Raw genomic sequence first — 22,818 nt, 5'->3', positions numbered from 1 at the left:
ATTGGAAGCCATAACCCATTATTTTGAAACCATTCCTCCCTTACACCGCAGTTTAATTCTTGTATTGGGAATTACTCTGTTTTGGGTGTTGGAAGGCATTGTTCCCCTATATCGTTTTGGGTACCATAAATGGAAGCATGCCATCCCCAATTTCTTTTTCACATTTACTACCATATTGGTGAATTTATCTTTGGCTTTTTTTCTTTTGAAAACATCTGATTGGGTAGTGACCAATAATTTTGGAGTGATAAACTGGCTACCCGATATGCCTCTTTGGTTATATACTCTTTTAGGGGTGATGTTGTTGGATTTGATGGGGGCTTATTTACCTCATTTTGTGGAGCACAAAGTGAAGCCGCTTTGGATGGTTCATATAGTACATCATACAGACCATAATGTTGATACGACTACGGCAAACAGGCATCATCCTTTAGAGAGCATTATTCGTTTTGTGTTTACTCTTTTTGGAGTATTTATTATTGGTGCTCCCATTGGTGTAATAATGATTTATCAATCTTTTTCGATAGTTGCTACCCAATTTAGCCATGCCAATATAAAACTGCCCCGAAAATTAGATTCTATATTGAGTTATATTATTGTATCGCCAGATATGCACAAGGTGCATCATCATTATGTGTTACCTTATACCGATTCCAATTACGGAAATATCTTCTCCGTTTGGGACCGAATGTTTGGTACGTTTATGAAACTGGACCGGGATAAGTTGGTATATGGTGTAGATACCTTTCCCGATGAGGTAAGTAATGGCAAAATAGGGGAACTCCTAAAGCAGCCATTTCAGAAATACCGTAAGCCAACGACCCAGCAATAATTCCTATGACATTTAAAAGTCTATGTATTGTAATTTGTTTTATCTTTAGTGTAATGAGTTGCAATACCCCTCACACTATTGAAGTTCAAGGGCACCGTGGGTGCCGTGGCCTACTTCCGGAAAATTCCCTTCCCGCATTTTCGCATGCTATTGCTTTGGGTGTACATACGTTGGAATTGGATTTAGCTGTATCTAAAGATCATAAGGTAGTCGTGTCGCATGAGCCTTTTATGAGTCGTTTGTACTGTTTGGATCCAAAGGGAAAAAAGATTCCCGTAGATATGGATTTGGAATACAATCTGTACCAAATGGCATACGACAGTATTAAGCTATTTGATTGCGGTACCAAGACCAATCCGAAATATCCAGAACAACGTAGCATTCATACTTATAAGCCACTACTTAGTGAAGTTATTGCTTTGGGCGAGCAACTCAATCCGAATGTTAAATATAATGTGGAGTTAAAAGCCAGACCGGAATACGACGGATATTTTACACCAGTTCCGGAAATCTTTGTGCGTTTGGTGTTGGGTGTTGTAAAGCAGCAAGGAGTAATGCAACGCACTAATCTCCAGTCATTCGACCTTAGGGTCTTGGAAGCCATAAAAAAACAAGAGCCCAATATGCGAGTGGCCTTGTTGGTAGATGCTGATGAGCAGATAGGAATTAAGCTTAATGCCTTAAGTTACAAGCCCGAGATTATCAGTCCCTATTACAAGTTATTGACCAAGAAGGTGGTAAAAAAATACCAGGACCTAGGTTATCGAGTTATTCCTTGGACAGTAAATGAGTATGAGGATTTGGATTTAATGATATCGTTTGGAGTAGATGCTATCATCACCGATTATCCGAATAGGTTGCCTCAGTTTCTACAAAAAAGGGATTGAAGGCTGTTCGGAACTTCGAATATCGAATAATTGAATAACAAATGATGAATCATAAGCGCATCTAAATAGCATTGAAATTAACACTGATATTCCTTTAAATTTTAGTAACTTTTGAAAATCAGTAGAATAAGACGTAAAGTCTTTTCAGTTTTAAAAGTTATGATCAACCCAAAGAAACTTCTTAAAACTTTTAATGTTGTTCGTTCAAGAACAGAAGCTATTTGTAAGCCTTTGAGAGTTGAAGATTATTCTGTTCAGCCAATAGTAGATGTTTCACCTCCTAAATGGCATTTGGCACATTCTACTTGGTTTTTTGAGGCTTTTGTTTTGTGTGAGTTTGTGGAGAACTATAAGGTTTTTAATGATGATTACGCCTATTTATTTAATAGTTATTACAATAATGCAGGAGAACGTGTGTTACGACCCAATCGTGGGTTGATGACAAGACCCACTGTTGAAGAGGTTATGGATTATCGACACTTCGTTACCGATGAGATTAACAAACTGTTGGAGCTAGATGTGAAAGAAAAAGTCTTGTCAGTTATCGAGTTGGGCATTAATCATGAACAACAGCACCAAGAATTATTGGCTTACGACATTAAATACATTTTGGGTAATCAGCCTACATTCCCTTCTTTTGAGTTCGATAATGAACTGAAGCATGAGGGTGTTATTCCCAGTTTCATTGGAATTGCAGAAGGCATTTATGAGATTGGTCACCAATGCGAAGGGTTTTGTTACGATAATGAGTTGGGAGTGCATAAGCAATATATCCATCCGTTTAGTATTTCCAATAGGTTAGTCACCAACGGAGAATTTATTGAGTTTATTGAAAGTGGAGCCTATAACGATTTTAATCTTTGGCATGCCGAAGGTTGGGATTTTATCAAAGGCAACAATATCAAAGCACCATTGTATTGGTATAATAAAGATGGAGAATGGTTTTATTATGATTATAAGGGGTTGGAGCAGGTTGACAAAAAACTCCCTGTAATGCATGTAAGTTACTACGAAGCGTTTGCATACGCCCAATTTAGGGGGATGAGATTGCCAACCGAGTTTGAATGGGAGGTAGCATCGGGGCAATTTAATTGGGGACAATTATGGGAATGGACCAGTAGTGCCTATCAACCTTATCCAAACTTTAAAACAGCAGATGGAGCATTGGGAGAGTACAACGGTAAATTTATGGTGAACCAACAGGTGTTGAGAGGCGCCTCAATAGCAACCCCTAAAGGCCATAGAAGAGTGACTTACAGGAATTTTTTTCATCCTCATTTAAGATGGCAATTTAATGGCATTCGATTAGCAAAATAATATGGGAAATAACTTCGCCAGAGACATACTTAAAGGACTCACTGCTAAACATAAATATATCCTTCCAAAATATATCTACGACGATAATGGGAGTCGCATTTTTCAAGAAATCATGCAAATGCCTGAATACTATGTTACGCAGTGCGAACTTGAAATCCTTACTGAGCAAGCAGCAGATATTTTAGACGCTTTAAATTTTTCAGGAAGTTTTAATTTGGTTGAACCTGGAGCTGGAGATGGTATGAAAACCATGAGTCTGCTAAAACACTTTCTCGAAAAAAGAGTTGATTTTAAATATATGCCGATCGATATTTCTGAAGGAGCAGTAGATACCTTAAAGCGCTCTTTGGTTGCTGAAATTCCCGAGCTGCCAATCGTTCCAAAAGTTGGGGATTATTATGAGGTTTTAAAGGGAATTAACCTAAATACCCAAGTGCCAGCATTGTTGCTGTTTTTGGGTAGTAATCTAGGGAACTACAGTAAAAAGGAAGCGTTGGCGTTGTTGCGATTGTTCAAAAGGTCTATGAAGCCAGGTGATAAATTGCTCTTGGGGATTGATTTAAAAAAGAATCCAATTGTAATCAATGAAGCCTATTTTGATAAACACGGGATAACAAAGCGGTTTAATATGAACTTGCTAGAACGCATCAATAGAGAATTGGAAGCAGAATTTGACTTAGATACTTTTGATTTTTATTGTCATTACGATCCCGAAACAGGAGAGGTGAACAGTTATTTGTTCAGTTTAATTGAACAAACCATTAATTTAGGAGCTCTGGAACACACAGTTCATTTTAAGGCCAATGAAGTCGTGTGGACTGAACTTTCCAAAAAATACGATTTGTTGGAACTCGAAAGTTTAGTCATTAAAGCAGGTTTTAAGTTGGAAACATGCTTTTTTGATAGTAAAAAGTATTTTACCGATGCGCTTCTAACAAGGGTTTAAATTGTAATACGTGTTTAAAAGCACTTAATGTCAAGTCGAGCGGAGTCAAGACTTTTTATTGGCTAGATGTTGTGTCGACAATTTAATAACACTAATCCTCGTAAATTAAATACGGTTTCCTTATCAGCTTAAACTTTTCAATTCCTTCTTGCCAACTGGCTTTAATTTCTGCTTCACTAATTCCTTCTTCAATTTGCTGTTGAAGGTTTTCTGTTCCTGCCAACTTTAAAAAGAAGCTATTGAAGAACTCAGATTTACTAGCAGTATTATTATAAGCATTGATTAGGTAGCTCAACTTTAATTCTGAAAGTTGCTTAATATGGCTTAAATCTTCACCGCAACACTCTTTCCCCTCATGTTTTGGGTGTTTAGCACCTTCATTGGGTTGGGGTGTATAGCAAAAGGAGTAGTTTGAAGTGCTCAAAAAGGGAGAACCGTACACTTGAAACTGTTTGTCTGTGCCGCGACCAGCATTTACATTGGTGCCTTCAAAAAAACAAAGACTAGGGTACAGATTAATGGCTTGGTCGTTGGGTAAGTTTGGCGATGGTTTAATTGGTAGGCTGTAAGCCATGGATCTGTTGTAGTCTTTCACAGGGATAACTTCCAGTCTACATTGAATACTATTGTTCAACCACCCCTGCCCATTAATCATACTAGCATATTCACCAATGGTCATTCCGTGAACTACAGGTATGGGATGCATGCCAACAAAGCTTTTGTTCTCCATTTCCAGAATTGGACCATCAATATAATGTCCATTTGGATTGGGCCTGTCCAAAACCATTAAGGGAATATTCGCTTCGGCACAAGCTTCCATAACGTAATGCAAAGTGGAAATGTAGGTGTAAAAACGAGCCCCAACATCCTGAATATCGAATACAACCAAATCTAATCCTTCAAGTTGCTCAGGTTTAGGTTTCTTGTTATTGCCGTAAAGTGAGATTATGGGTAACCCTGTTTTTACATCAATACCATCTTTTACAACTTCACCGGCATCGGCTTTGCCTCTAAATCCGTGTTCAGGGGCAAACACTTTTGTTACATTTACGTTAAGAGCAACAAGTGAATCGACTAAGTGAGTGTATGAACTCTCTTTCTTAAATACAACAGACGTTTGATTGGCAACAACCCCTATGCGTTTTCCTTGTAGTTTAGGAAGGTAAATATCCGTTTGGTTGGCTCCAACAATTGGTGTTTTGTTCTTCTCAGCATAAGCCAATGAGGCTTTGACGTCAAATTGTTCTGTGTGGTTGCTTTGAGCACTTCCGCAGGAAATAAATATGGCAGCAATAAATAAAACTGTATTTTTGAGGACAATTAAAGGCATAAACCAGATTTGAATTACGAATTTTTCTTAGCCAAACGTATTATTGGCAGTAAAGCGTATAAAAGTAGTGTATCGGCACCAATAATAAAAATTGGTATTACGGCTATAGCATTGGGTATTATCGTAATGTTGGTGGCCATTGCTACTGGTTTGGGCTTACAGCGAAAGATTCGTGAAAAAGTGGTGGCTTTTAATGGTGATATCATCATTTCAAATTTTGATAGCAATGTTTCTAAAGAGAGCATTGTCCCTGTTTCTATAGACCAAGAATTCTATCCAGAGTTTAAAGGTGTTGATGGCGTATCCCATGTTCAAGGGGTGGCATCGATGTTTGGTGTAATTCGTACAAAAACTGATTTTGAGGGTGTTTTTCTCAAAGGAGTTGGTACTGATTATAAATGGAATTATTTTGAAGAGTTTTTGATAGAAGGTCGTTTGCCAGATTTTTCACAAGGACGAAATGAGGAAATATTAGTTTCTGAATATTTAGCCAATCGATTGGGCTTTAAATTGGGGGATGAGTTTCAGACCTACTTTATGAAGGATGATGAAAACAAACCGCCAAATATTATAACCTATAATATCGTTGGGGTTTACAACTCAGGATTTCAGGAGTTTGATAAAACTTACATTATTGGCGATATCCGTCATATACAGCGTATGAAAAGATGGGGAAAGAATCAAGTTGGTAATTTCGAGGTGTTTGTAGACGACTTTGGACGTTTGGATGAAATTTGGGATGTCGTTTATAATAGCATACCATCAACTTTAGATGCTGTTCGTGTAACCAAAAAGTTTGATTCCGTTTTTGAGTGGATAAAGATTTTTGATAATAATGTTTACGGAATCATTGGTATTATGATATTTGTGGCCGGTATTAATATGATTACGGCTTTATTGGTACTTATTTTGGAGCGTACCCAAATGATTGGACTTTTAAAAGCCTTGGGAAGTAATAATTGGAGTATACGAAAAATGTTTCTTTACAATGCTGCATACCTTATAGTGTTAGGATTATTTTGGGGTAATCTAATAGGTGTAAGTTTGTTATTTGCACAGAAATATTTAAAACTGTTCCCGTTAGATCCATCAGTATATTATGTTACCGAAGCCCCCGTTTATATTAATTGGGGTATTGTAATCGCTTTAAATATTGGTACTTTTATACTCTGTTTGATAATGCTCTTGGTGCCGTCTTATATTATTACCAGAGTCTCTCCTGTAAAGGCTATTAAATTTGAGTAATGCCATCTTTTAGTGTTTTTTTTATGTTTTTTCAGGTTCATTTAAGCCTTAAAAAAATGCGAAGAAGACATTAAAAATCAAACTTAAAATCCCTTTTAACTCTTAACTTTTGGCGTACCTTTGCAGTGAAAATCAGAATACATGGAATACGCAAAGAATATATTGGAAACCATAGGGAATACCCCTTTGGTAAAAATCAATAAATTAACTGCCGAGTTGCCTTGTTTGGTGCTGGCTAAATACGAAACGTTTAACCCAGGGAACTCTGTTAAGGATCGTATGGCCGTAAAAATGATTGAGGATGCAGAAGCTGATGGACGTTTAAAGCCTGGTGGTACTATTATTGAAGGAACTTCAGGGAATACTGGAATGGGATTAGCTTTGGCAGCTATCGTGAAGGGATACAAAATGATTTGCGTGATTGCCGATAAACAGTCTAAAGAGAAAATAGACATTCTTAAGGCTGTTGGATGCGAAGTGGTCGTTTGTCCTACAGATGTTGAACCGGACGATCCACGTTCTTATTACTCAGTTTCCAAGCGTCTAGCTGAAGAAACCCCAAATGGATGGTACGTAAATCAATACGATAATCCAAGCAATGCTCAAGCTCATTATGAAAGTACTGGTCCGGAAATCTGGAAACAGACCGAAGGTAAAGTAACCCACTTTGTGGTAGGTGTAGGAACAGGGGGAACAATCTCTGGTGTTGGAAAATACTTGAAGGAGCAAAATCCTAACGTAAAGGTGTGGGGTGTTGATACTTACGGATCGGTATTTAAAAAATACCATGAAACAGGGGTGTTTGATGAAAATGAAATCTACCCGTATGTAACCGAAGGTATAGGAGAAGATATTTTACCTGCCAATGTAAATTTCGATATTATCGATGGGTTTACTAAGGTAACAGATAAAGATGCTGCAGTTTATACACAACGTTTGGCTAAAGAGGAAGGAATGTTTTTAGGGAACTCTGCAGGTGCAGCAATTAAAGGCGTGTTGCAATTAAAAGAGCATTTTAATGAAAATGATGTGGTGGTTGTATTGTTTCACGATCACGGTAGCCGCTATGTCGGTAAAATGTTCAACGATGATTGGATGCGAAAAATGGGATACATAGATTAATGAGTTTTCATTAATCGTTTTTTTTTTTTGAATAAAGAGAATCCCGAGGTATATGCCTCGGGATTCTTTGTTTAGTAAGTTTGAAACTCTATTTCATGCAAGAGATTGATTTAAGGTTTAATAAGTTGTACCTTCAAGGTGCTATTAATCTTAAAATCAATAATTATGAGAATGTTAGTTAACCTTGTTTTCCCCATTGAACCTTTTAATTCGTTGGTGCGAAATGGGACGGCTGGAGACCATATCCAGCGAATTCTTGAAGATTTAAAGCCTGAGAGTATATACTTCACTGAGCAGGAAGGTCATAGAGGGGCTGCTATGGTTATCGATATTCCAGATGCATCGGCTGTACCAGCTATATCGGAACCTTGGTTTTTAATTTTTGAGGCTCATTGTGAATTCCGTATAGCTATGACTCCAGAGGATCTTGGGAAATCAGGTTTGGATAAAATGGGTGAGCAGTGGAGTATTGACTATTAATTTTTTGTGGATTAAAAGAATAATCCTAGGTGTGACCTGGGATTTTTTTTGGTTTATAGTGAAGTTGATTTAGGTTAATTCAGCTCTGTGTTTTATAAGGGTATGCTAATGGAATAAACTTTTTAGATAAAGGGAATGGAAATCAGGTTGTATTGATGTGTAAATTTCATTAACGTGTAAGGTGGTGTTTGTCAATTTGTTAACTTTATTTATTCAAAATGTGAACTAACAAAAACCGACATTAAAATGAACACAGTAAGTCAATTGGATCCCCAAAAAGTAGAAACATTAAAAGGTCAATTAAGAGGAAAAATTGTTCTTCCTGAAGATACCGAATATGATGAGACAAGAAAGGTCTATAACGGGATGATTGATAAGAGGCCCGGAATGTTTGTTATGTGTGTAGATGTTGCAGATGTAATTGCTGCTGTAAATTTTGGGAGAGAAAATGATTTATTAGTTGCGGTTAGAGGAGGAGGACATAATGGTGGAGGCCTTGGGTTATGTGATGAAGGTTTGGTTATTGACCTATCTGGAATAAAATATGTTAGAGTAGATACTTCTGATTCAACAGTGCGAGTTGGAGGTGGAAATGTTTGGGGAGAAGTTGATCATGCTACTCATCCTTTTGGCTTGGCTGTACCAGCGGGGATTATCTCTACAACAGGTGTTGGAGGACTTACTTTAGGAGGAGGTGTAGGACATTTGTCGAGAAAATACGGATTAACAATTGATAATTTGTTGGAAGCAGATATGGTTTTGGCAGATGGATCCTTTGTTACAGTAAATGCTCAATACCATCCTGATTTATTTTGGGCCATCCGCGGAGGAGGTGGAAATTTCGGCATAGTAACTTCATTTAAATTTCAGGCGCATCCTGTAAAAACAGTGATTGGAGGACCAACGTTATGGCCTATAGAACAGACCGAAGAAATAATGGCTTGGTATCACGACTTTATTCATAATGCTCCTGAGGAATTAAACGGGTTTATTGCAACTATGATTATTCCAGGTCCTCCTTTCCCTGAGCATTTACATAACAAAATGTTCTGTGGTATTGTATGGTGTTATGTTGGTGACCCAGCTAATTTCGATACATTGTTTAAACCTGTTAGAGATAAATCTCCTTTGTTTGAACATGTTGGTGAAATGCCATATCCAATGATTCAAACCTTGTTTGATGGCTTGATGCCTCCTGGGCTACAATGGTATTGGCGTGCCGACTTTTTTGATGACCTATCTCCTGAGATCAGTGCAAATCACCTCAAATTTGGATCGCAAATACCTACACCTTTATCACAAATGCATTTGTATCCAATAAGCGGAGCAGCTTCTAAGCCAAAGAAAGAAGAAACTCCATGGGCTTATAGAGGGGCAAAATATGCAGGTGTTATTGTGGGAGTAGATCCAGATCCGGCCAATGCAGAAAAAATAACCAATTGGTGTAAGGATTATTGGGAAGCTTTACATCCATATTCTTCTGGAGGAGCTTATTCCAATTTTATGATGGATGAAGGACAAGATAGGGTAAAGGCTAGTTACAAGGGTAATTATGAACGTTTATTGGAAATAAAACGAAAATACGATCCTAACAATATGTTTAGAGTAAATCAAAACATAAAACCTTAATGCAGGAAGAATTTCTACATTATCTATGGAAACATAAAGCGTTTCATTCCCCTCAATTGAAGACTGCTGCTGGAGAATTGCTGGAAATAGTCTCTACAGGGCAGCATAATCATGATTCTGGTCCTGATTTTTTTAACGCCAAACTCCGAGTTGGTAATCAGCTATGGGCCGGTAATGTAGAAATTCATATTAATTCGGGTGATTGGTATGTCCACAATCACGAACAAGATGTAGCTTACAATAATGTGATTTTACACGTGGTTTGGAATCATGATACAGAAGTATACAGAAAAAATAACGACACTATTCCAACTTTGGAGCTTAAAGATCAAGTTGACAAAGAAATTCTGGACAATTATCATAATCTGTTCTTGAATGTGAATCAATGGATTAACTGTGAAAGAGATATTAATTCAGTTGATGGATTTACAATGCAGAACTGGTTGGAACGCTTATATGTTGAGAGATTGCAAAGAAAATCGATTGTTATTGAAGGTTTGTTGAAATCATCCAAAAACAATTGGGAAGCAGTTTCGTTTTGTATGTTGGCAAAAGCATTTGGACTTCGGGTGAATCGAGAGGCTTTTTTAAGCTTAGCTCAATCTTTAGATTTTAGTGTTATAAGAAAAGTTCAAAACAATATTTTTCAATTGGAAGCTTTGTTTTTGGGGCAAGCGGGTATTTTGGAAAAAGACAATCAAGATGTGAATTTTGTTAAGGTAAAAAAGGAATATGTTTTTTTGAAACGGAAGTTTCAACTTGATAATACAAGAGTGATTCCAATACAATTTTTTCGTTTACGACCACACAATTTTCCAACTATCAGATTATCCCAATTGGCAGTACTTTATGGAAGTTATCCAAATTTGTTCTCACAGATTATGGATTGCAAGTCAATCGAATCTTTTTATGAACTATTTACTGTGCAAGCTTCAGAATATTGGGATAATCACTTCAACTTTGGAAAAGTTTCTAAACCATCTAAAAAAACTACTACCAAATCGTTTATAGATTTATTGTTAATTAATACAGTCATTCCATTGCAATTTGCATACATGAAGGCTATGGGGAAGGGGGGAAGTGCTACTTTGCTGGAAATGGTAAGGCAGTTGGCTTCAGAAAAGAACACTATCGTAGAAATATTTCAGAAATTACGCCCCTTTAAAGCAACTGCTTTAGAGTCACAAGCCTTATTAGAACTGAAAACTGAGTACTGTGATAAGAATAAATGTTTGCAATGTGCTGTTGGAAATGCATTATTACAAGGTTTTGATTAAATTGCGGTATGAAATGGTTTTACTCTGTATTGTTTTATTTGCAGAAGCATGGTTTTTACGTATGTCAGCGCATAGCCGATCGTTTAGGGATGCGTGCTAAAGTCGTACGCACTTCATTTATTTACTTAACCTTCGTCACACTTGGATTCGGGTTTGCATTATATTTGTTTATAGCATTTTGGATGCGCATAAAAGACCTTCTTTATACTAAACGAACTTCTGTTTTCGATCTTTAATCTATGATGTACATCCGGAAAATTTTTGGATCCAAAATATATACGGCAATAGCCTTACTTGTATTGTTGCTTATTACGGGTGTGGTAGGGTTTAAGGTTATGTCGCACTATTCCTGGTTGGATGCGCTGTATATGACTGTTATTACCATCACTACAGTTGGTTTTGGAGAAGTAAAGCCTCTGGACGATGTGTCGAAGATGTTTACAGTATTTTTAATATTGTCCAGTGTTATCATATTAGGATATGCCTTGACAGTTATTACCGAGTATATTTTAAGTAGAAGCAATCCAGACGAATTAAAACAGAAAAAGATGCAAAAGATAATCGATGGTTTAAGCGATCACATTATTATTTGTGGTTATGGAAGAAATGGTAAGCAAGCCGCAAGAAAATTGATTGCCTACAAAAAGGCCTTTGTGGTCATTGAAAAAAATAAGGAGGTTTTAGATAAATTTGAATCGGAAGATGTCCCATTCGTCTTGGGGAATGCAAATGAAGATGAAACTCTTTTGCAGGCAGGTATTGACCGAGCCCAATGTTTGATTTCTGCGCTTCCCAACGATGCAGATAATTTATTTGTAGTGCTTTCAGCTAGACAAATAAATAAAGGAATGAGTATCATTAGCCGAGCCTCTCAAGAAACCTCATATAAAAAACTAAAACTGGCAGGAGCAAACAATGTGATTTTGCCCGATAAGATTGGCGGCGACCATATGGCATCTTTAGTGGTAGTCCCAGACCTTATAGAGTTTATTGATAATTTATCCATAGTAGGTAGGTCGAATATTAATATTGAAGAGATTGTCGTGGATAAACTATATAATGCTAAAGAAAGCAAAACCATTAGGGATTTGGACTTACGCAAAAAAACAGGGTGTAACGTTATTGGTTTTAAGGATGAAAATGGTGATTATGTTGTTAATCCTGAGGCAGAAACAAAATTAGTGCCAGGGTCTAAAATTATTGTTTTAGGACGTCCAGAACAAATTCATAAGCTTAACTCTGTATATAACCTTTAGGGCTAAGAACTTCCATTTTAACAAGCTTTGCTTTAATAACTCGTTTTTTTTTAGCATCTTGCCGCCTATTATTCAGATTTTTGTCAGAAAATTAACTAAACTTTAGAGACTTATTATGAAGAAATATCTTCTATCAATTTTCACACTTATTTTACCAATTTTGAGCTTTGGCCAAGAGTCGGCCTCAGAAAAATTCGATAGAATTTTCAAAGAGTATACTGGCTGGTTTGTTGAAGGTATATTTTACGAAATTCCATTTTCAGAAGATTATCGAATTCCATGGGTGTTAATTGTTTTAATAGGAGGTGCATTATTCTTCACTTTTTATTTTAGATTTATCAATATTACCGGTTTTGGAACTGCTATTCGTGTAGTGCAAGGTAAATATGAAGATATTGAAAAGCACGGTGCAGACACTTTATACGGAGATGCTACACCAAATGAAGAGCATAATATTATTGAAACTCTAAGAGATGACAGTGCGCATGGAGAAGTGTCGCACTTTCAGGCTTTAACAGCGGCTTTATCAGCAACCGTAGGTCTTGGTAATATTGCTGGTGTTGCAGTGGCTTTGTCTATTGGAGGGCCTGGTGCTACTTTTTGGATGATTTTAGCTGGGTTGCTGGGAATGGCATCTAAGTTTGCCGAATGTACATTAGGGGTTAAGTATCGTGATGTAGGAGAAGATGGAACCGTTTACGGAGGGCCAATGTATTACCTAACTAAAGGTTTTGGCGAAAAAGGTATGAAGCCTCTAGGGAAAGTTCTAGCAGTTGTTTTTGCAGTTTTTGTAGTAGGAGGTTCTTTTGGTGGAGGAAACATGTTCCAAGCTAACCAAGCAGCAGCACAGTTTACAAAATTATTTAATCTTCAAAGTGATAATGCTGGAATGTATTTCGGTTTTGTAATGGCGGCTCTAGTAGCTGTTGTTATTATTGGAGGTATTAAAAGGATTGCTTCTGTAACTGAAAAAGTGGTTCCTTTTATGGCAGGTATTTATGTGTTGGCGGCATTAGTTATTCTTGGTGCCAACTGGAGTTTGATTGACGATGCATTCATGTTAATATATGAAGGGGCATTTTCTGGTTTAGGTATTGCTGGTGGACTTATAGGGGTGATGATTCAGGGTATTCGTCGTGGAGCCTTCTCTAATGAGGCAGGGGTAGGTAGTGCTGCTATTGCTCACTCGGCGGTAAGAACTAAGTACCCGGCAAGTGAAGGTATTGTAGCGCTTTTAGAGCCATTTGTTGATACAGTTGTAATTTGTACTATGACAGCTTTAGTAATTGTTATTACCAACTTCGATGGTGGTTTTATGGAATACGGAGTGCCAATTAAAGAGGGTGTTGAGTTGACGGCTACTGCTTTTGATACGGTTATTCCTCATTTCTCTGTTATATTGACCATTGCAGTTATTTTATTCGCATTTTCAACAATGGTCTCTTGGTCATACTATGGTATGCAAGGGTGGGTGTTTCTATTTGGTAAAGGAAAGATAAGTGATTTGGCATATAAAATATTATTCTTACTTTTCGTAATTGTAGGATCGTCTATTAGTCTTGGTGCTGTTATTGATTTTTCTGACGCAATGATATTTGCAATGGTTGTGCCTAATATTATAGGTGTTGTTGTATTGTCACCAATTATTAGTCAGGAACTAAAGAAATATATGAAAGCTGTCAAGGTCAAAGATGAAGCTATAGAAGAAGGCGCTGAAGATCTTACTAAGCACATGTAAAACTAAAATTAATCCCATATGAAATCCCATTTCACGTTTACTAAGCAACAACGAAATGGGATTTTTTTATTACTATTACTTATTGTAGTTTTTCAATTGGTTTACTTCTTTGTAGGCTTTACTCCAGCTACAGATGAAGTTAACGTCACTGAACTGAAAAGAGTTGAAGCAGAGCTGGACTCTTTAAAGGCTGAAGCTCTTAAAGAAAAAGCCATTAAAATTTATCCTTTCAATCCAAACTTCGTTACCGACTACAAAGGATATACTTTAGGAATGTCGATTGAGGAAATTGATCGATTGCATGCTTATAGAGATCAAGGCAAATGGGTTAATTCTGTTGAGGAATTTCAGAGAGTTACTCAAGTATCCGATTCATTACTGAAAATCATTTCTCCCTATATTAAGTTTCCGGATTTTGTTAAAGAATCGAAATCGATAGCTAAATATAAAAACAAGCCTTCGCTAGAGAAAACTTTTAAAGAGAAATTTGATTTAAATAAAGTTACAGCTTTACAGTTACAGCGTGTGAATGGAGTTGGAGAGGTGCTTTCAGAACGGATTGTGAGGTTTCGGGATAAATTTCCTGGTGGTTTTATTGCCGATGTGCAATTGCAAGACGTGTATGGACTTTCTCCTGATGTGATAAGTCGTGTTACACAGCAATTCACAGTTAAGACTCCTAGGCAAATTAAAAAGGTGAATATTAATACAGCATCTGCTGATAGTTTGGTTTTGGTTCAGCATATCGATTATGATTTGGCTTATAATATAGTTGAGGAACGAAAACTTAGAGAAGGCTTTAAAAGTCTAGAGGAATTAACAAAAGTTAAAGATTTTCCCGTCAAAAAGATTGAGATAATTAAGCTATATTTGAGCCTCGATTAAACAACCAAAAACAATGAACAATATGTACTTCACGGAAGAGCATCAACTTTTCAGGGAAAGTCTACAGGATTTTTTAAAGAAAGAAGTTGTGCCTCATCTTGATAAATGGGAAAAAACAGGAACAATAGAACGCTTTATTTGGAAGAAGTTTGGTGAAATGGGCTATTTTGGCCTAGCCTATCCTGAACAATACGGAGGATTGGATTTGGATCTTTTCTATACCGTGATTTTTTTAGAAGAACTTCAAAAAATCAATTCTGGAGGTTTTGCTGCCGCAATGTGGGCACACGCTTATTTGGCAATGACTCACGTTAATAAAGAAGGAGACGAGCGTATTAAGCAAGAATATTTAACACCAAGTATTTCTGGAGATAAAATTGGTTGTCTGTGTATTACAGAGCCTTTTGGAGGTAGTGATGTTGCAGGTATGCGTACAACAGCAGTAAAGGAAGGTGATCATTATATTATTAATGGGTCGAAAACCTTTATTACAAACGGGATTTATAGCGATTACTTAGTAGTTGCGGCTAAAACTAATCCTGAGTTAGGTAACAAAGGTATCAGTATGTTTATAATGGACCGAGACACTCCAGGTGTTTCGGCTACTAAACTAGATAAGCTAGGTTGGAGAGCATCAGATACAGGGGAAATTGCTTTCGATAATGTTAAGATCCCAGCTGATAATTTAATGGGTGAAGAAGGTAAAGGATTCCCTTATATTATGCAACACTTTGCTTTAGAGCGCTTAATTATGGGAATTAATGCCCATGCACGAGCAGAGTTTGCGTTGGAGTATGCTATTGAATATATGGGAGAGCGCCAGGCTTTTGGTAAGACTATTGACCAGTTTCAAGCTTTAAGACATAAAGCTGCAGATTTCTATGCGGATGTCATGGTGTGTAAAGAGTTTAATTATTCGGTTGCCAGCAGATTAAATCAGGGAGATTATGTTGTGAAGGAAGCAACTATATCCAAATTGAAATCGACTAAAATGGCAGACGAAGTGATTTACGGATGTCTTCAGTTTTTAGGAGGTTATGGCTATATGGAAGATTACCCGTTGGCAAGAATGCTACGTGATAGCCGTTTAGGGCCTATTGGTGGGGGGACCTCTGAAATATTAAGGGAAATTATCTCCAAGATGATCATCGATAAAAAAGATTATAAGCCAGCAACTAATTAAAATACTTGGTTTGTAATTGTTTAGAGTAAATAAGTTTTAATATTTTTATTTTTTGTTGTAGGTGTGTAATTAGTTTATATATTTGCAGCCTGAATGCTAAAAGAGAGGAGGTTAAGCTACTATGTTAATAATACCAATTAAAGAAGGAGAAAATATAGATAGAGCGCTAAAGCGTTATAAGCGTAAATTTGACAAGACTGGTACTAAGCGTGCATTACAATCTAGAAAGCAGTTTGTTAAGCCATCGGTTGCTCGTCGAGCTCAAATCCAAAAAGCGCAATACATCCAGCGTTTAAGAGATCAAGAAGAAATCTAAATGTTGTTTGCAACATCTAAAAAATCCCGCTTTGTTTAAAGCGGGATTTTTTTTTCTTTCTATATTTTAAACTTTATCCTACCTTTATAATGTTACAGCCTATATAACGTTAAAATTTATTTTTTTTATGCCCTTTTCTTCTTTTGTCGATTACCTCTCGTTGGAAAAGAATTATTCCGCCCAAACTGTAAAAGCATATTTGAGGGATTTAGAGTTTTTTTTAGATTTTCTTTCAAAACAGTATGATGTAGATAGCGTCAAAGAAGTGAACTATTCGCAAATAAGGAGTTGGATTGTTGAAATGGCCGAGCAGGGATTGAGTAATAGGACCATAAACAGGAAAATATCTTCTTTAAGTACGTATTATAAATTTCTTCAGAAAATTGGAGATTTGGAGGTAAGCCCGTTGAATAAGCATAAGGCTTTAAAAACGAGTAAGAAGATGCAGGTGCCTTTTTCTGAAAAAGAAGTTGCTCTTGTTCTTGATGAGTTCGCTTTTGAAGATGATTTTGAAGGAGTGCGTAATCGATTGATGGTAGAACTGTTTTACACGACAGGATTACGTAGGGCAGAGTTGATAGAATTGAAGCTTTCTGATATCGATTTTTCCAATAATATATTAAAAGTAAGAGGTAAACGTAATAAAGAGCGATTTGTGCCGTTATTACCTTTAGTGATAGACTCTATAAAACATTATGCAAAACTGCGCGAAACCTTGTCTGTCATTGAGGATAAAGTGTTTCTTTTTTTAACAAAAAAGGGAGTTAAAATTTACGAAACACTTGTCTACAGAATAATAAATGAGTATTTTAGTTTAGCATCTTCAAAAGTAAAAAAGAGTCCTCATATACTTAGGCATTCTTTTGCAACACATTTACTGAACCAAGGTGCTGATCTAAATGCTGTGAAGGAACTTTTAGGACATTCTAGCCTTGCTGCGACTCAAGTATATACACATAATAGTATTGCGGAGCTCAAAAGGGTTTATATGAATGCTCATCCAAGAAGTGCCCCTAACAGCAAATCCTAATTGTCTAACCATTTAAATGAGAAAGTATGAAGGTAAACACACAATCAGTCAACTTTACTGCAGATCAAAAGTTGATAAACTTTATTCAGAAACGTATGGATAAGTTAGATTTGTTTTATGACAAGATCATAACATCAGATGTGTTTTTAAAAGTGGAAAACACCAGTGCTAAGGAGAATAAAATTTTTGAGGCAAGGGTTAGTGTACCAGGTGATAGTTTAGTAGTGAAAAAGCAGTGTAAGAGTTTTGAAGAAGGAGCAGATATGGCTGCCGCCTCATTAGAGCGTCAGTTGAAAAAGCGAAAAGAAAAGCTTAGGGCTCATATTTGATAAAAATAATTTGAAATTTGTTTTGAATAAAAAAATAAATATATACATTTGCAGTCCGTTAGAAATAGCGGACTTTTTTTGTAGGCAGGTAACTGCTTAAAAAGCCGATATAGCTCAGCTGGCTAGAGCAGCTGATTTGTAATCAGCAGGTCGTGGGTTCGAGTCCCTCTATCGGCTCAAGTTCTTATAAAAAGTGACTGAAATATTGTAAAGAAATTATAGGGGAGATACTCAAGCGGCCAACGAGGGCAGACTGTAAATCTGCTGACTATGTCTTCGCAGGTTCGAATCCTGCTCTCCCCACTTTTTTTTACGAGTTTTTGATTTTTTAAAAAGCGGGAGTAGCTCAGTTGGTAGAGCGTCAGCCTTCCAAGCTGAATGTCGCCGGTTCGAACCCGGTCTCCCGCTCTTTTAAAAGCCGGTGTAGCTCAGGGGTAGAGCGTTTCCTTGGTAAGGAAGAGGTCACGGGTTCAAATCCCGTCATTGGCTCAATTAAGGCATAGCTTAGCTAGTAAGCAAACACTAATATTATTATATAACTAAGATTAAATTATTTTAACATGGCAAAGGAAACTTTTGATCGTTCCAAACCCCACTTAAATATTGGTACAATTGGACACGTAGATCACGGTAAAACAACTTTAACTGCTGCTATTACTACTGTATTGGCTAACGCAGGTTTATCAGAATTGAGAAGTTTCGATTCTATCGATAACGCTCCTGAAGAAAAAGAAAGAGGTATTACTATTAATACATCTCACGTAGAATACCAAACAGCTAATCGTCACTACGCACACGTTGACTGTCCAGGTCACGCGGATTACGTTAAGAACATGGTAACTGGTGCTGCGCAAATGGACGGAGCTATCTTGGTAGTAGCTGCTACTGATGGTCCAATGCCACAAACTCGTGAGCATATCCTTTTAGGACGCCAGGTAGGTATTCCTCGTATCGTTGTTTTCTTGAACAAAGTTGACATGGTAGATGATGAAGAGCTTTTAGAGCTTGTAGAGATGGAAGTAAGAGACTTGTTGAGCTTCTATGAGTACGATGGAGATAACGGACCTGTAATCGCTGGTTCTGCTCTAGGTGCTCTTAATGGTGAACAAAAATGGGTTGACACAGTAATGGAGTTGATGGAAGCAGTTGATAGCTGGATCGAAGAGCCATTACGTGAGGTTGATAAAGATTTCTTAATGCCTGTAGAAGATGTATTCTCTATTACTGGTCGTGGTACTGTAGCAACTGGTCGTATCGAAACAGGTGTTGCTAACACTGGAGATCCTGTAGAGATTATCGGTATGGGAGCTGAGAAATTAACTTCTACTATTACTGGAGTAGAGATGTTCCGTAAGATATTAGATAGAGGTGAAGCTGGAGATAACGTAGGTCTATTGTTGAGAGGTATTGAAAAATCTGACATCAAGAGAGGTATGGTTATCGTTAAGCCAGGTTCTGTAACTCCACACGCTAAATTCAAAGCTGAGGTTTATATCCTTAAGAAAGAAGAAGGTGGACGTCACACTCCTTTCCACAACAACTACCGTCCACAGTTCTACGTACGTACAACGGATGTGACAGGTAACATTAACTTACCTGATGGTGTTGAGATGGTAATGCCAGGTGATAACTTGACAATTACTGTAGATTTGATTAGCCCAATCGCAATGAGCGTTGGTTTACGTTTCGCTATCCGTGAAGGTGGTAGAACAGTAGGTGCTGGTCAGGTAACTGAAATTTTAGACTAATTAGTTTAAGAATATAGAGTTAAGGTGTTCCTTAAGGAATGCCTTAACTTATCTACGGGTTTAGCTCAGTTGGTAGAGCACTGGTCTCCAAAACCAGGTGTCGGGAGTTCGAGTCTCTCAACCCGTGCGAATAGCGAACACTGGGCTTTAATTAGCTTCAGTGTTTCATAAAATTATAGCCATGGCTGGAATTGTAAATTATATCAAAGAATCATTTGAGGAATTAAAAACCAATGTAAGCTGGCCAAGCTGGTCGGAAGCACAAAGCTTAACCATTCTGGTTGCTGTGTTTTCTGTACTTTTCGCTCTAGCAACTTGGGGTGTAGATAATCTATGTAGCAAGGTGGTAGGATTTTACTTTGATCTAATCGGATAGAAAACGTTAAGAGTAAAATTATGTCTGGAGTGAGTGATAAAAAATGGTACGTAGTTAGAGCAGTAAGTGGTCAAGAGAATAAAACTAAGGCTTATATAGAGAATGAAATAGCTCGCTTAGGCCTTCAGGATTATGTTGACCAGGTATTGGTTCCTACAGAAAAGGTTATACAAATAAGAAACGGTAAGAAAATAAGCAAGGAGAGAGTTTACTTTCCTGGCTATATTATGGTTCAAGCCAACTTAAGTGGTGAGATTCCCCATATCATAAAATCCATTACTAACGTAATAGGATTTTTAGGTGAAACAAAAGGAGGTGATCCTGTACCGTTAAGACAGTCGGAAGTTAACCGTATGCTAGGTAAGGTAGATGAGCTAGAAGTAGAAGCAGATGTTAATGTAGCTATTCCTTACACTATTGGTGAAACCGTAAAAGTTATAGATGGACCATTTAATGGATTTGATGGAACCATTGAAAAAATAAATGAAGAAAAGCGTAAGCTTGAGGTAATGGTGAAGATTTTTGGAAGAAAAACACCATTAGAGTTGAGCTATATGCAGGTTGAAAAAGTATAATAATTGTTACATCGGTATAGATAATTTCTTAAGCTTCCAATTCTAGGAATTATCAAACTAAATTATTAAAAATGGCAAAAGAATTAAGTAAAGTAGTTAAGTTACAAGTTCGGGGAGGTGCTGCGAATCCGTCGCCACCGGTTGGACCCGCTTTAGGGGCTGCTGGGGTAAACATTATGGAGTTCTGTAAGCAGTTTAATGCTAGAACTCAGGATAAACAAGGTAAAGTATTACCAGTTGTTATCTCTGTTTACAAGGATAAGTCTTTCGACTTTGTTGTTAAGACTCCTCCTGCTGCAGTTCAACTAATGGAAGCGGCCAAAATAAAAAGTGGTTCTGGAGAACCAAACCGAAAAAAAGTAGCTAAAGTTTCTTGGGATCAGATTAGAACAATTGCAGAAGATAAAATGCCTGACTTGAATGCATTTACTATCGAATCTGCGATGAAAATGATTGCTGGTACCGCAAGGTCTATGGGAATCACCGTAACCGGAAACGCGCCTAATTAATCTATTAAAGACATTAAGAAATGGCAAGATTAACAAGAAAGCAGAAAGAAGCTTTAGCAAAAGTAGAGAAAGGAAGACTTTATTCTATCGCTGAAGCATCAGCATTAGTAAAAGAAATAACAAATACCAATTTCGACGCCTCTGTGGATATTGCTGTTCGTTTGGGAGTAGATCCTAGAAAAGCAAACCAAATGGTAAGAGGAGTAGTAACACTTCCTCACGGAACTGGTAAAGACGTAAAAGTTTTAGCATTAGTTACCCCTGATAAAGAAGCAGAAGCTAAGGAAGCAGGAGCAGACTTCGTAGGTCTAGACGAATTTATCGATAAGATTAAAGGAGGGTGGACAGATGTAGACGTAATTGTAACTATGCCTAGTGTTATGGGTAAGTTAGGACCATTAGGACGTATTTTAGGACCTCGTGGATTAATGCCTAACCCTAAGACTGGTACAGTAACAATGGATGTTGCTAAAGCTGTTAGCGATGTGAAAGCTGGTAAAATCGACTTTAAAGTTGATAAAACTGGTATCGTGCACGCTGCAATCGGAAAGGCATCCTTTAGTGCCGATAAGATTGCTGGTAACGCAAACGAATTAATTCAAACTTTATTAAAACTTAAACCAACTGCAGCAAAAGGTACTTATGTGAAGAGCATTTTCTTGTCTAGCACAATGAGTCCTAGCGTTGCTGTAGACCCAAAAGTAGGTTAAGTAGTTAAACACTTTTATTATGACTAGAGAAGAAAAATCACAAGTAATTGAAGACTTAACTGCACAATTGGCCGAAAATGCTAACATATATTTAGCAGATATTTCAGGGTTGGATGCAGTAAGCACTTCAAACTTACGTCGTGCTTGTTTTAAAGCAAACGTATCGCTTGCAGTGGTTAAGAATACCTTGCTTGCAAAGGCAATGGAGGCTTCAGATAAGGAATTTGGTGACCTTCCTTCTACTTTAAAAGGAAACACCTCTGTGATGTATTCTGAAACAGGTAACGCTCCCGCTAAGGTTATTAAGGATTTTCGTAAGAAATCTGAAAAGCCTATCTTAAAAGGTGCATTCATCGAAGAGGCTATTTATATTGGCGACGACCAATTAGATGCCTTGGTGAACATCAAGTCAAGAGAAGAGCTTATTGGAGATGTTATTGCATTGCTTCAATCGCCAGCTAAGAACGTTATTTCTGGACTTAAGTCTGGAGGTGGTAAGTTGGCAGGTATCTTAAAAACATTATCTGAAAAAGAAGGATAATTAACTAAGTACGCACTTTTTACAATTATATTTATTAAAAAAACTATTTAAAACGATAGAAAAATGGCAGATTTAAAAGATTTCGCAGAACAATTAGTTAACTTAACAGTTAAAGAAGTAAACGAGTTAGCTGATATTTTAAAAGAAGAATATGGTATTGAGCCTGCTGCTGCTGCTGTAGCTGTAGCTGGTGGAGCTGCCGCTGGTGGTGAAGCTGTAGAAGAAAAAACTGAGTTTGACGTAATCCTTAAAGCAGCTGGTGGTTCTAAGTTAGCTGTAGTAAAACTAGTTAAAGAATTAACTGGACTTGGATTGAAAGAAGCTAAGGCATTAGTAGATGAAACACCAAGCGCTATTAAAGAAGGCGTGTCTAAGGATGAAGCTGAAGGCTTAAAATCTTCATTAGAAGAAGCAGGAGCTGAGGTTGAGCTTAAGTAAGCTTAACACTTTAACAATACAAAGGTTTAGGTCTGGAGCATAGAACTCCCAGACCTAAACCATTTTGCGTATATATTAGTTTTAGATACGCGGTCACTATTTTTTTAATCAAAATTCCG

25 protein-coding genes and 5 tRNA genes are annotated in these 22,818 nt (G+C 37.2%); 29 read left to right on the top strand and 1 reads right to left on the bottom strand.

Going from position 1 to position 22,818, the window contains the following annotated elements; genetic code table 11:
• The first annotated feature begins 1 nt into the window (after position 1).
• From PWU04_RS10270 to PWU04_RS10255, 4 genes are all read left to right on the top strand, one after another.
• Complete coding sequence (locus PWU04_RS10270; RefSeq protein WP_274476011.1) at positions 2-832, top strand: sterol desaturase family protein; 831 nt, start codon at positions 2-4, stop codon at positions 830-832.
• A gap of 53 nt (positions 833-885) precedes the next feature.
• Positions 886-1,719: a glycerophosphodiester phosphodiesterase family protein gene (locus tag PWU04_RS10265; protein ID WP_274476010.1), complete on the top strand. Its 834-nt coding sequence runs from the start codon at positions 886-888 to the stop codon at positions 1,717-1,719.
• 159 nt (positions 1,720-1,878) lie between these two features.
• The gene (gene egtB / locus PWU04_RS10260; protein ID WP_274476009.1) at positions 1,879-3,036 is read left to right on the top strand and encodes an ergothioneine biosynthesis protein EgtB; all 1,158 of its coding nucleotides are present in this window, start codon (positions 1,879-1,881) and stop codon (positions 3,034-3,036) included.
• A gap of 1 nt (position 3,037) precedes the next feature.
• On the top strand, positions 3,038-3,982 hold the full coding sequence (locus tag PWU04_RS10255) for an L-histidine N(alpha)-methyltransferase (RefSeq protein WP_274476008.1): 945 nt from the start codon (positions 3,038-3,040) through the stop codon (positions 3,980-3,982).
• Between the two features lie 91 nt (positions 3,983-4,073).
• Here the strand turns inward: PWU04_RS10255 and PWU04_RS10250 are convergent, their stop codons facing one another.
• Complete coding sequence (locus PWU04_RS10250) at positions 4,074-5,312, bottom strand: exo-beta-N-acetylmuramidase NamZ family protein (protein ID WP_274476007.1); 1,239 nt, start codon at positions 5,310-5,312, stop codon at positions 4,074-4,076.
• 9 nt (positions 5,313-5,321) lie between these two features.
• Between PWU04_RS10250 and PWU04_RS10245 the strand changes: the two genes are divergently transcribed.
• The 25 genes from PWU04_RS10245 (at position 5,322) to rplL (ending at position 22,699) form a co-directional block, all read left to right on the top strand.
• Positions 5,322-6,557, top strand: a complete 1,236-nt coding sequence (locus PWU04_RS10245; RefSeq protein ID WP_274476006.1) for an ABC transporter permease — start codon at positions 5,322-5,324, stop codon at positions 6,555-6,557.
• A gap of 141 nt (positions 6,558-6,698) precedes the next feature.
• Positions 6,699-7,679, top strand: a complete 981-nt coding sequence (locus PWU04_RS10240; RefSeq protein ID WP_274476005.1) for a PLP-dependent cysteine synthase family protein — start codon at positions 6,699-6,701, stop codon at positions 7,677-7,679.
• A gap of 165 nt (positions 7,680-7,844) precedes the next feature.
• A complete protein-coding gene (locus tag PWU04_RS10235) occupies positions 7,845-8,159 on the top strand; it encodes a panthothenate synthetase (RefSeq protein ID WP_274476004.1) in 315 nt (104 codons plus the stop codon).
• A gap of 246 nt (positions 8,160-8,405) precedes the next feature.
• Positions 8,406-9,788 (top strand): FAD-binding oxidoreductase, encoded by a 1,383-nt coding sequence (locus PWU04_RS10230; protein ID WP_274476003.1) that lies wholly within the window; start codon positions 8,406-8,408, stop codon positions 9,786-9,788.
• Positions 9,788-11,065, top strand: a complete 1,278-nt coding sequence (locus PWU04_RS10225; protein WP_274476002.1) for a DUF2851 family protein — start codon at positions 9,788-9,790, stop codon at positions 11,063-11,065. The genes PWU04_RS10230 and PWU04_RS10225 overlap by 1 nt, the downstream gene beginning before the upstream one ends.
• 8 nt (positions 11,066-11,073) lie before the next feature.
• Entirely contained in the window at positions 11,074-11,301 is a 228-nt protein-coding gene (locus PWU04_RS10220) for a PspC domain-containing protein (protein WP_274476001.1), read from the top strand.
• Positions 11,302-11,304: 3 nt separating this feature from the next.
• The gene (locus tag PWU04_RS10215; RefSeq protein WP_274476000.1) at positions 11,305-12,321 is read left to right on the top strand and encodes a potassium channel family protein; all 1,017 of its coding nucleotides are present in this window, start codon (positions 11,305-11,307) and stop codon (positions 12,319-12,321) included.
• A gap of 115 nt (positions 12,322-12,436) precedes the next feature.
• Positions 12,437-14,059: an alanine/glycine:cation symporter family protein gene (locus PWU04_RS10210; protein ID WP_274475999.1), complete on the top strand. Its 1,623-nt coding sequence runs from the start codon at positions 12,437-12,439 to the stop codon at positions 14,057-14,059.
• An 18-nt stretch (positions 14,060-14,077) separates the two neighbouring features.
• Complete coding sequence (locus PWU04_RS10205; protein ID WP_274475998.1) at positions 14,078-14,944, top strand: helix-hairpin-helix domain-containing protein; 867 nt, start codon at positions 14,078-14,080, stop codon at positions 14,942-14,944.
• A 13-nt stretch (positions 14,945-14,957) separates the two neighbouring features.
• A complete protein-coding gene (locus PWU04_RS10200; RefSeq protein ID WP_274475997.1) occupies positions 14,958-16,127 on the top strand; it encodes an acyl-CoA dehydrogenase family protein in 1,170 nt (389 codons plus the stop codon).
• A gap of 121 nt (positions 16,128-16,248) precedes the next feature.
• On the top strand, positions 16,249-16,443 hold the full coding sequence (gene rpsU / locus PWU04_RS10195; protein WP_274475996.1) for a 30S ribosomal protein S21: 195 nt from the start codon (positions 16,249-16,251) through the stop codon (positions 16,441-16,443).
• A 127-nt stretch (positions 16,444-16,570) separates the two neighbouring features.
• Positions 16,571-17,473, top strand: a complete 903-nt coding sequence (locus PWU04_RS10190) for a tyrosine-type recombinase/integrase (RefSeq protein ID WP_274475995.1) — start codon at positions 16,571-16,573, stop codon at positions 17,471-17,473.
• Positions 17,474-17,499: 26 nt separating this feature from the next.
• The gene (hpf, locus tag PWU04_RS10185) at positions 17,500-17,802 is read left to right on the top strand and encodes a ribosome hibernation-promoting factor, HPF/YfiA family (protein WP_274475994.1); all 303 of its coding nucleotides are present in this window, start codon (positions 17,500-17,502) and stop codon (positions 17,800-17,802) included.
• 103 nt (positions 17,803-17,905) lie between these two features.
• A tRNA-Thr gene (locus PWU04_RS10180) sits at positions 17,906-17,979 on the top strand.
• Positions 17,980-18,023: 44 nt separating this feature from the next.
• Positions 18,024-18,105, top strand: a tRNA-Tyr gene (locus PWU04_RS10175).
• A gap of 32 nt (positions 18,106-18,137) precedes the next feature.
• Positions 18,138-18,210 (top strand) — tRNA-Gly (locus tag PWU04_RS10170).
• 9 nt (positions 18,211-18,219) lie between these two features.
• A tRNA-Thr gene (locus tag PWU04_RS10165) sits at positions 18,220-18,291 on the top strand.
• A 71-nt stretch (positions 18,292-18,362) separates the two neighbouring features.
• Positions 18,363-19,550, top strand: a complete 1,188-nt coding sequence (tuf, locus tag PWU04_RS10160; protein ID WP_274475993.1) for an elongation factor Tu — start codon at positions 18,363-18,365, stop codon at positions 19,548-19,550.
• Between the two features lie 54 nt (positions 19,551-19,604).
• Positions 19,605-19,677, top strand: a tRNA-Trp gene (locus PWU04_RS10155).
• Positions 19,678-19,731: 54 nt separating this feature from the next.
• Complete coding sequence (secE, locus tag PWU04_RS10150; RefSeq protein ID WP_274475992.1) at positions 19,732-19,926, top strand: preprotein translocase subunit SecE; 195 nt, start codon at positions 19,732-19,734, stop codon at positions 19,924-19,926.
• 20 nt (positions 19,927-19,946) lie between these two features.
• The gene (nusG, locus tag PWU04_RS10145; RefSeq protein ID WP_274475991.1) at positions 19,947-20,501 is read left to right on the top strand and encodes a transcription termination/antitermination protein NusG; all 555 of its coding nucleotides are present in this window, start codon (positions 19,947-19,949) and stop codon (positions 20,499-20,501) included.
• A 71-nt stretch (positions 20,502-20,572) separates the two neighbouring features.
• Positions 20,573-21,010, top strand: a complete 438-nt coding sequence (gene rplK, locus PWU04_RS10140; RefSeq protein WP_274475990.1) for a 50S ribosomal protein L11 — start codon at positions 20,573-20,575, stop codon at positions 21,008-21,010.
• Between the two features lie 20 nt (positions 21,011-21,030).
• Positions 21,031-21,720, top strand: coding sequence for a 50S ribosomal protein L1 (rplA, locus tag PWU04_RS10135; RefSeq protein WP_274475989.1), 690 nt, complete (start codon positions 21,031-21,033; stop codon positions 21,718-21,720).
• 19 nt (positions 21,721-21,739) lie between these two features.
• Positions 21,740-22,261: a 50S ribosomal protein L10 gene (gene rplJ / locus PWU04_RS10130; protein ID WP_274475988.1), complete on the top strand. Its 522-nt coding sequence runs from the start codon at positions 21,740-21,742 to the stop codon at positions 22,259-22,261.
• Between the two features lie 63 nt (positions 22,262-22,324).
• A complete protein-coding gene (gene rplL, locus PWU04_RS10125) occupies positions 22,325-22,699 on the top strand; it encodes a 50S ribosomal protein L7/L12 (RefSeq protein WP_274475987.1) in 375 nt (124 codons plus the stop codon).
• Positions 22,700-22,818: the final 119 nt, after the last annotated feature.

The organism is Mangrovimonas aestuarii, assembly GCF_028767185.1.
In the GTDB taxonomy this organism is placed as follows: Bacteria; Bacteroidota; Bacteroidia; order Flavobacteriales; family Flavobacteriaceae; genus Mangrovimonas_B; species Mangrovimonas_B aestuarii.
The sequence above is the reverse complement of the archived record's forward strand: the minus strand, read 5'-3'. Positions and strand labels throughout refer to the sequence as shown.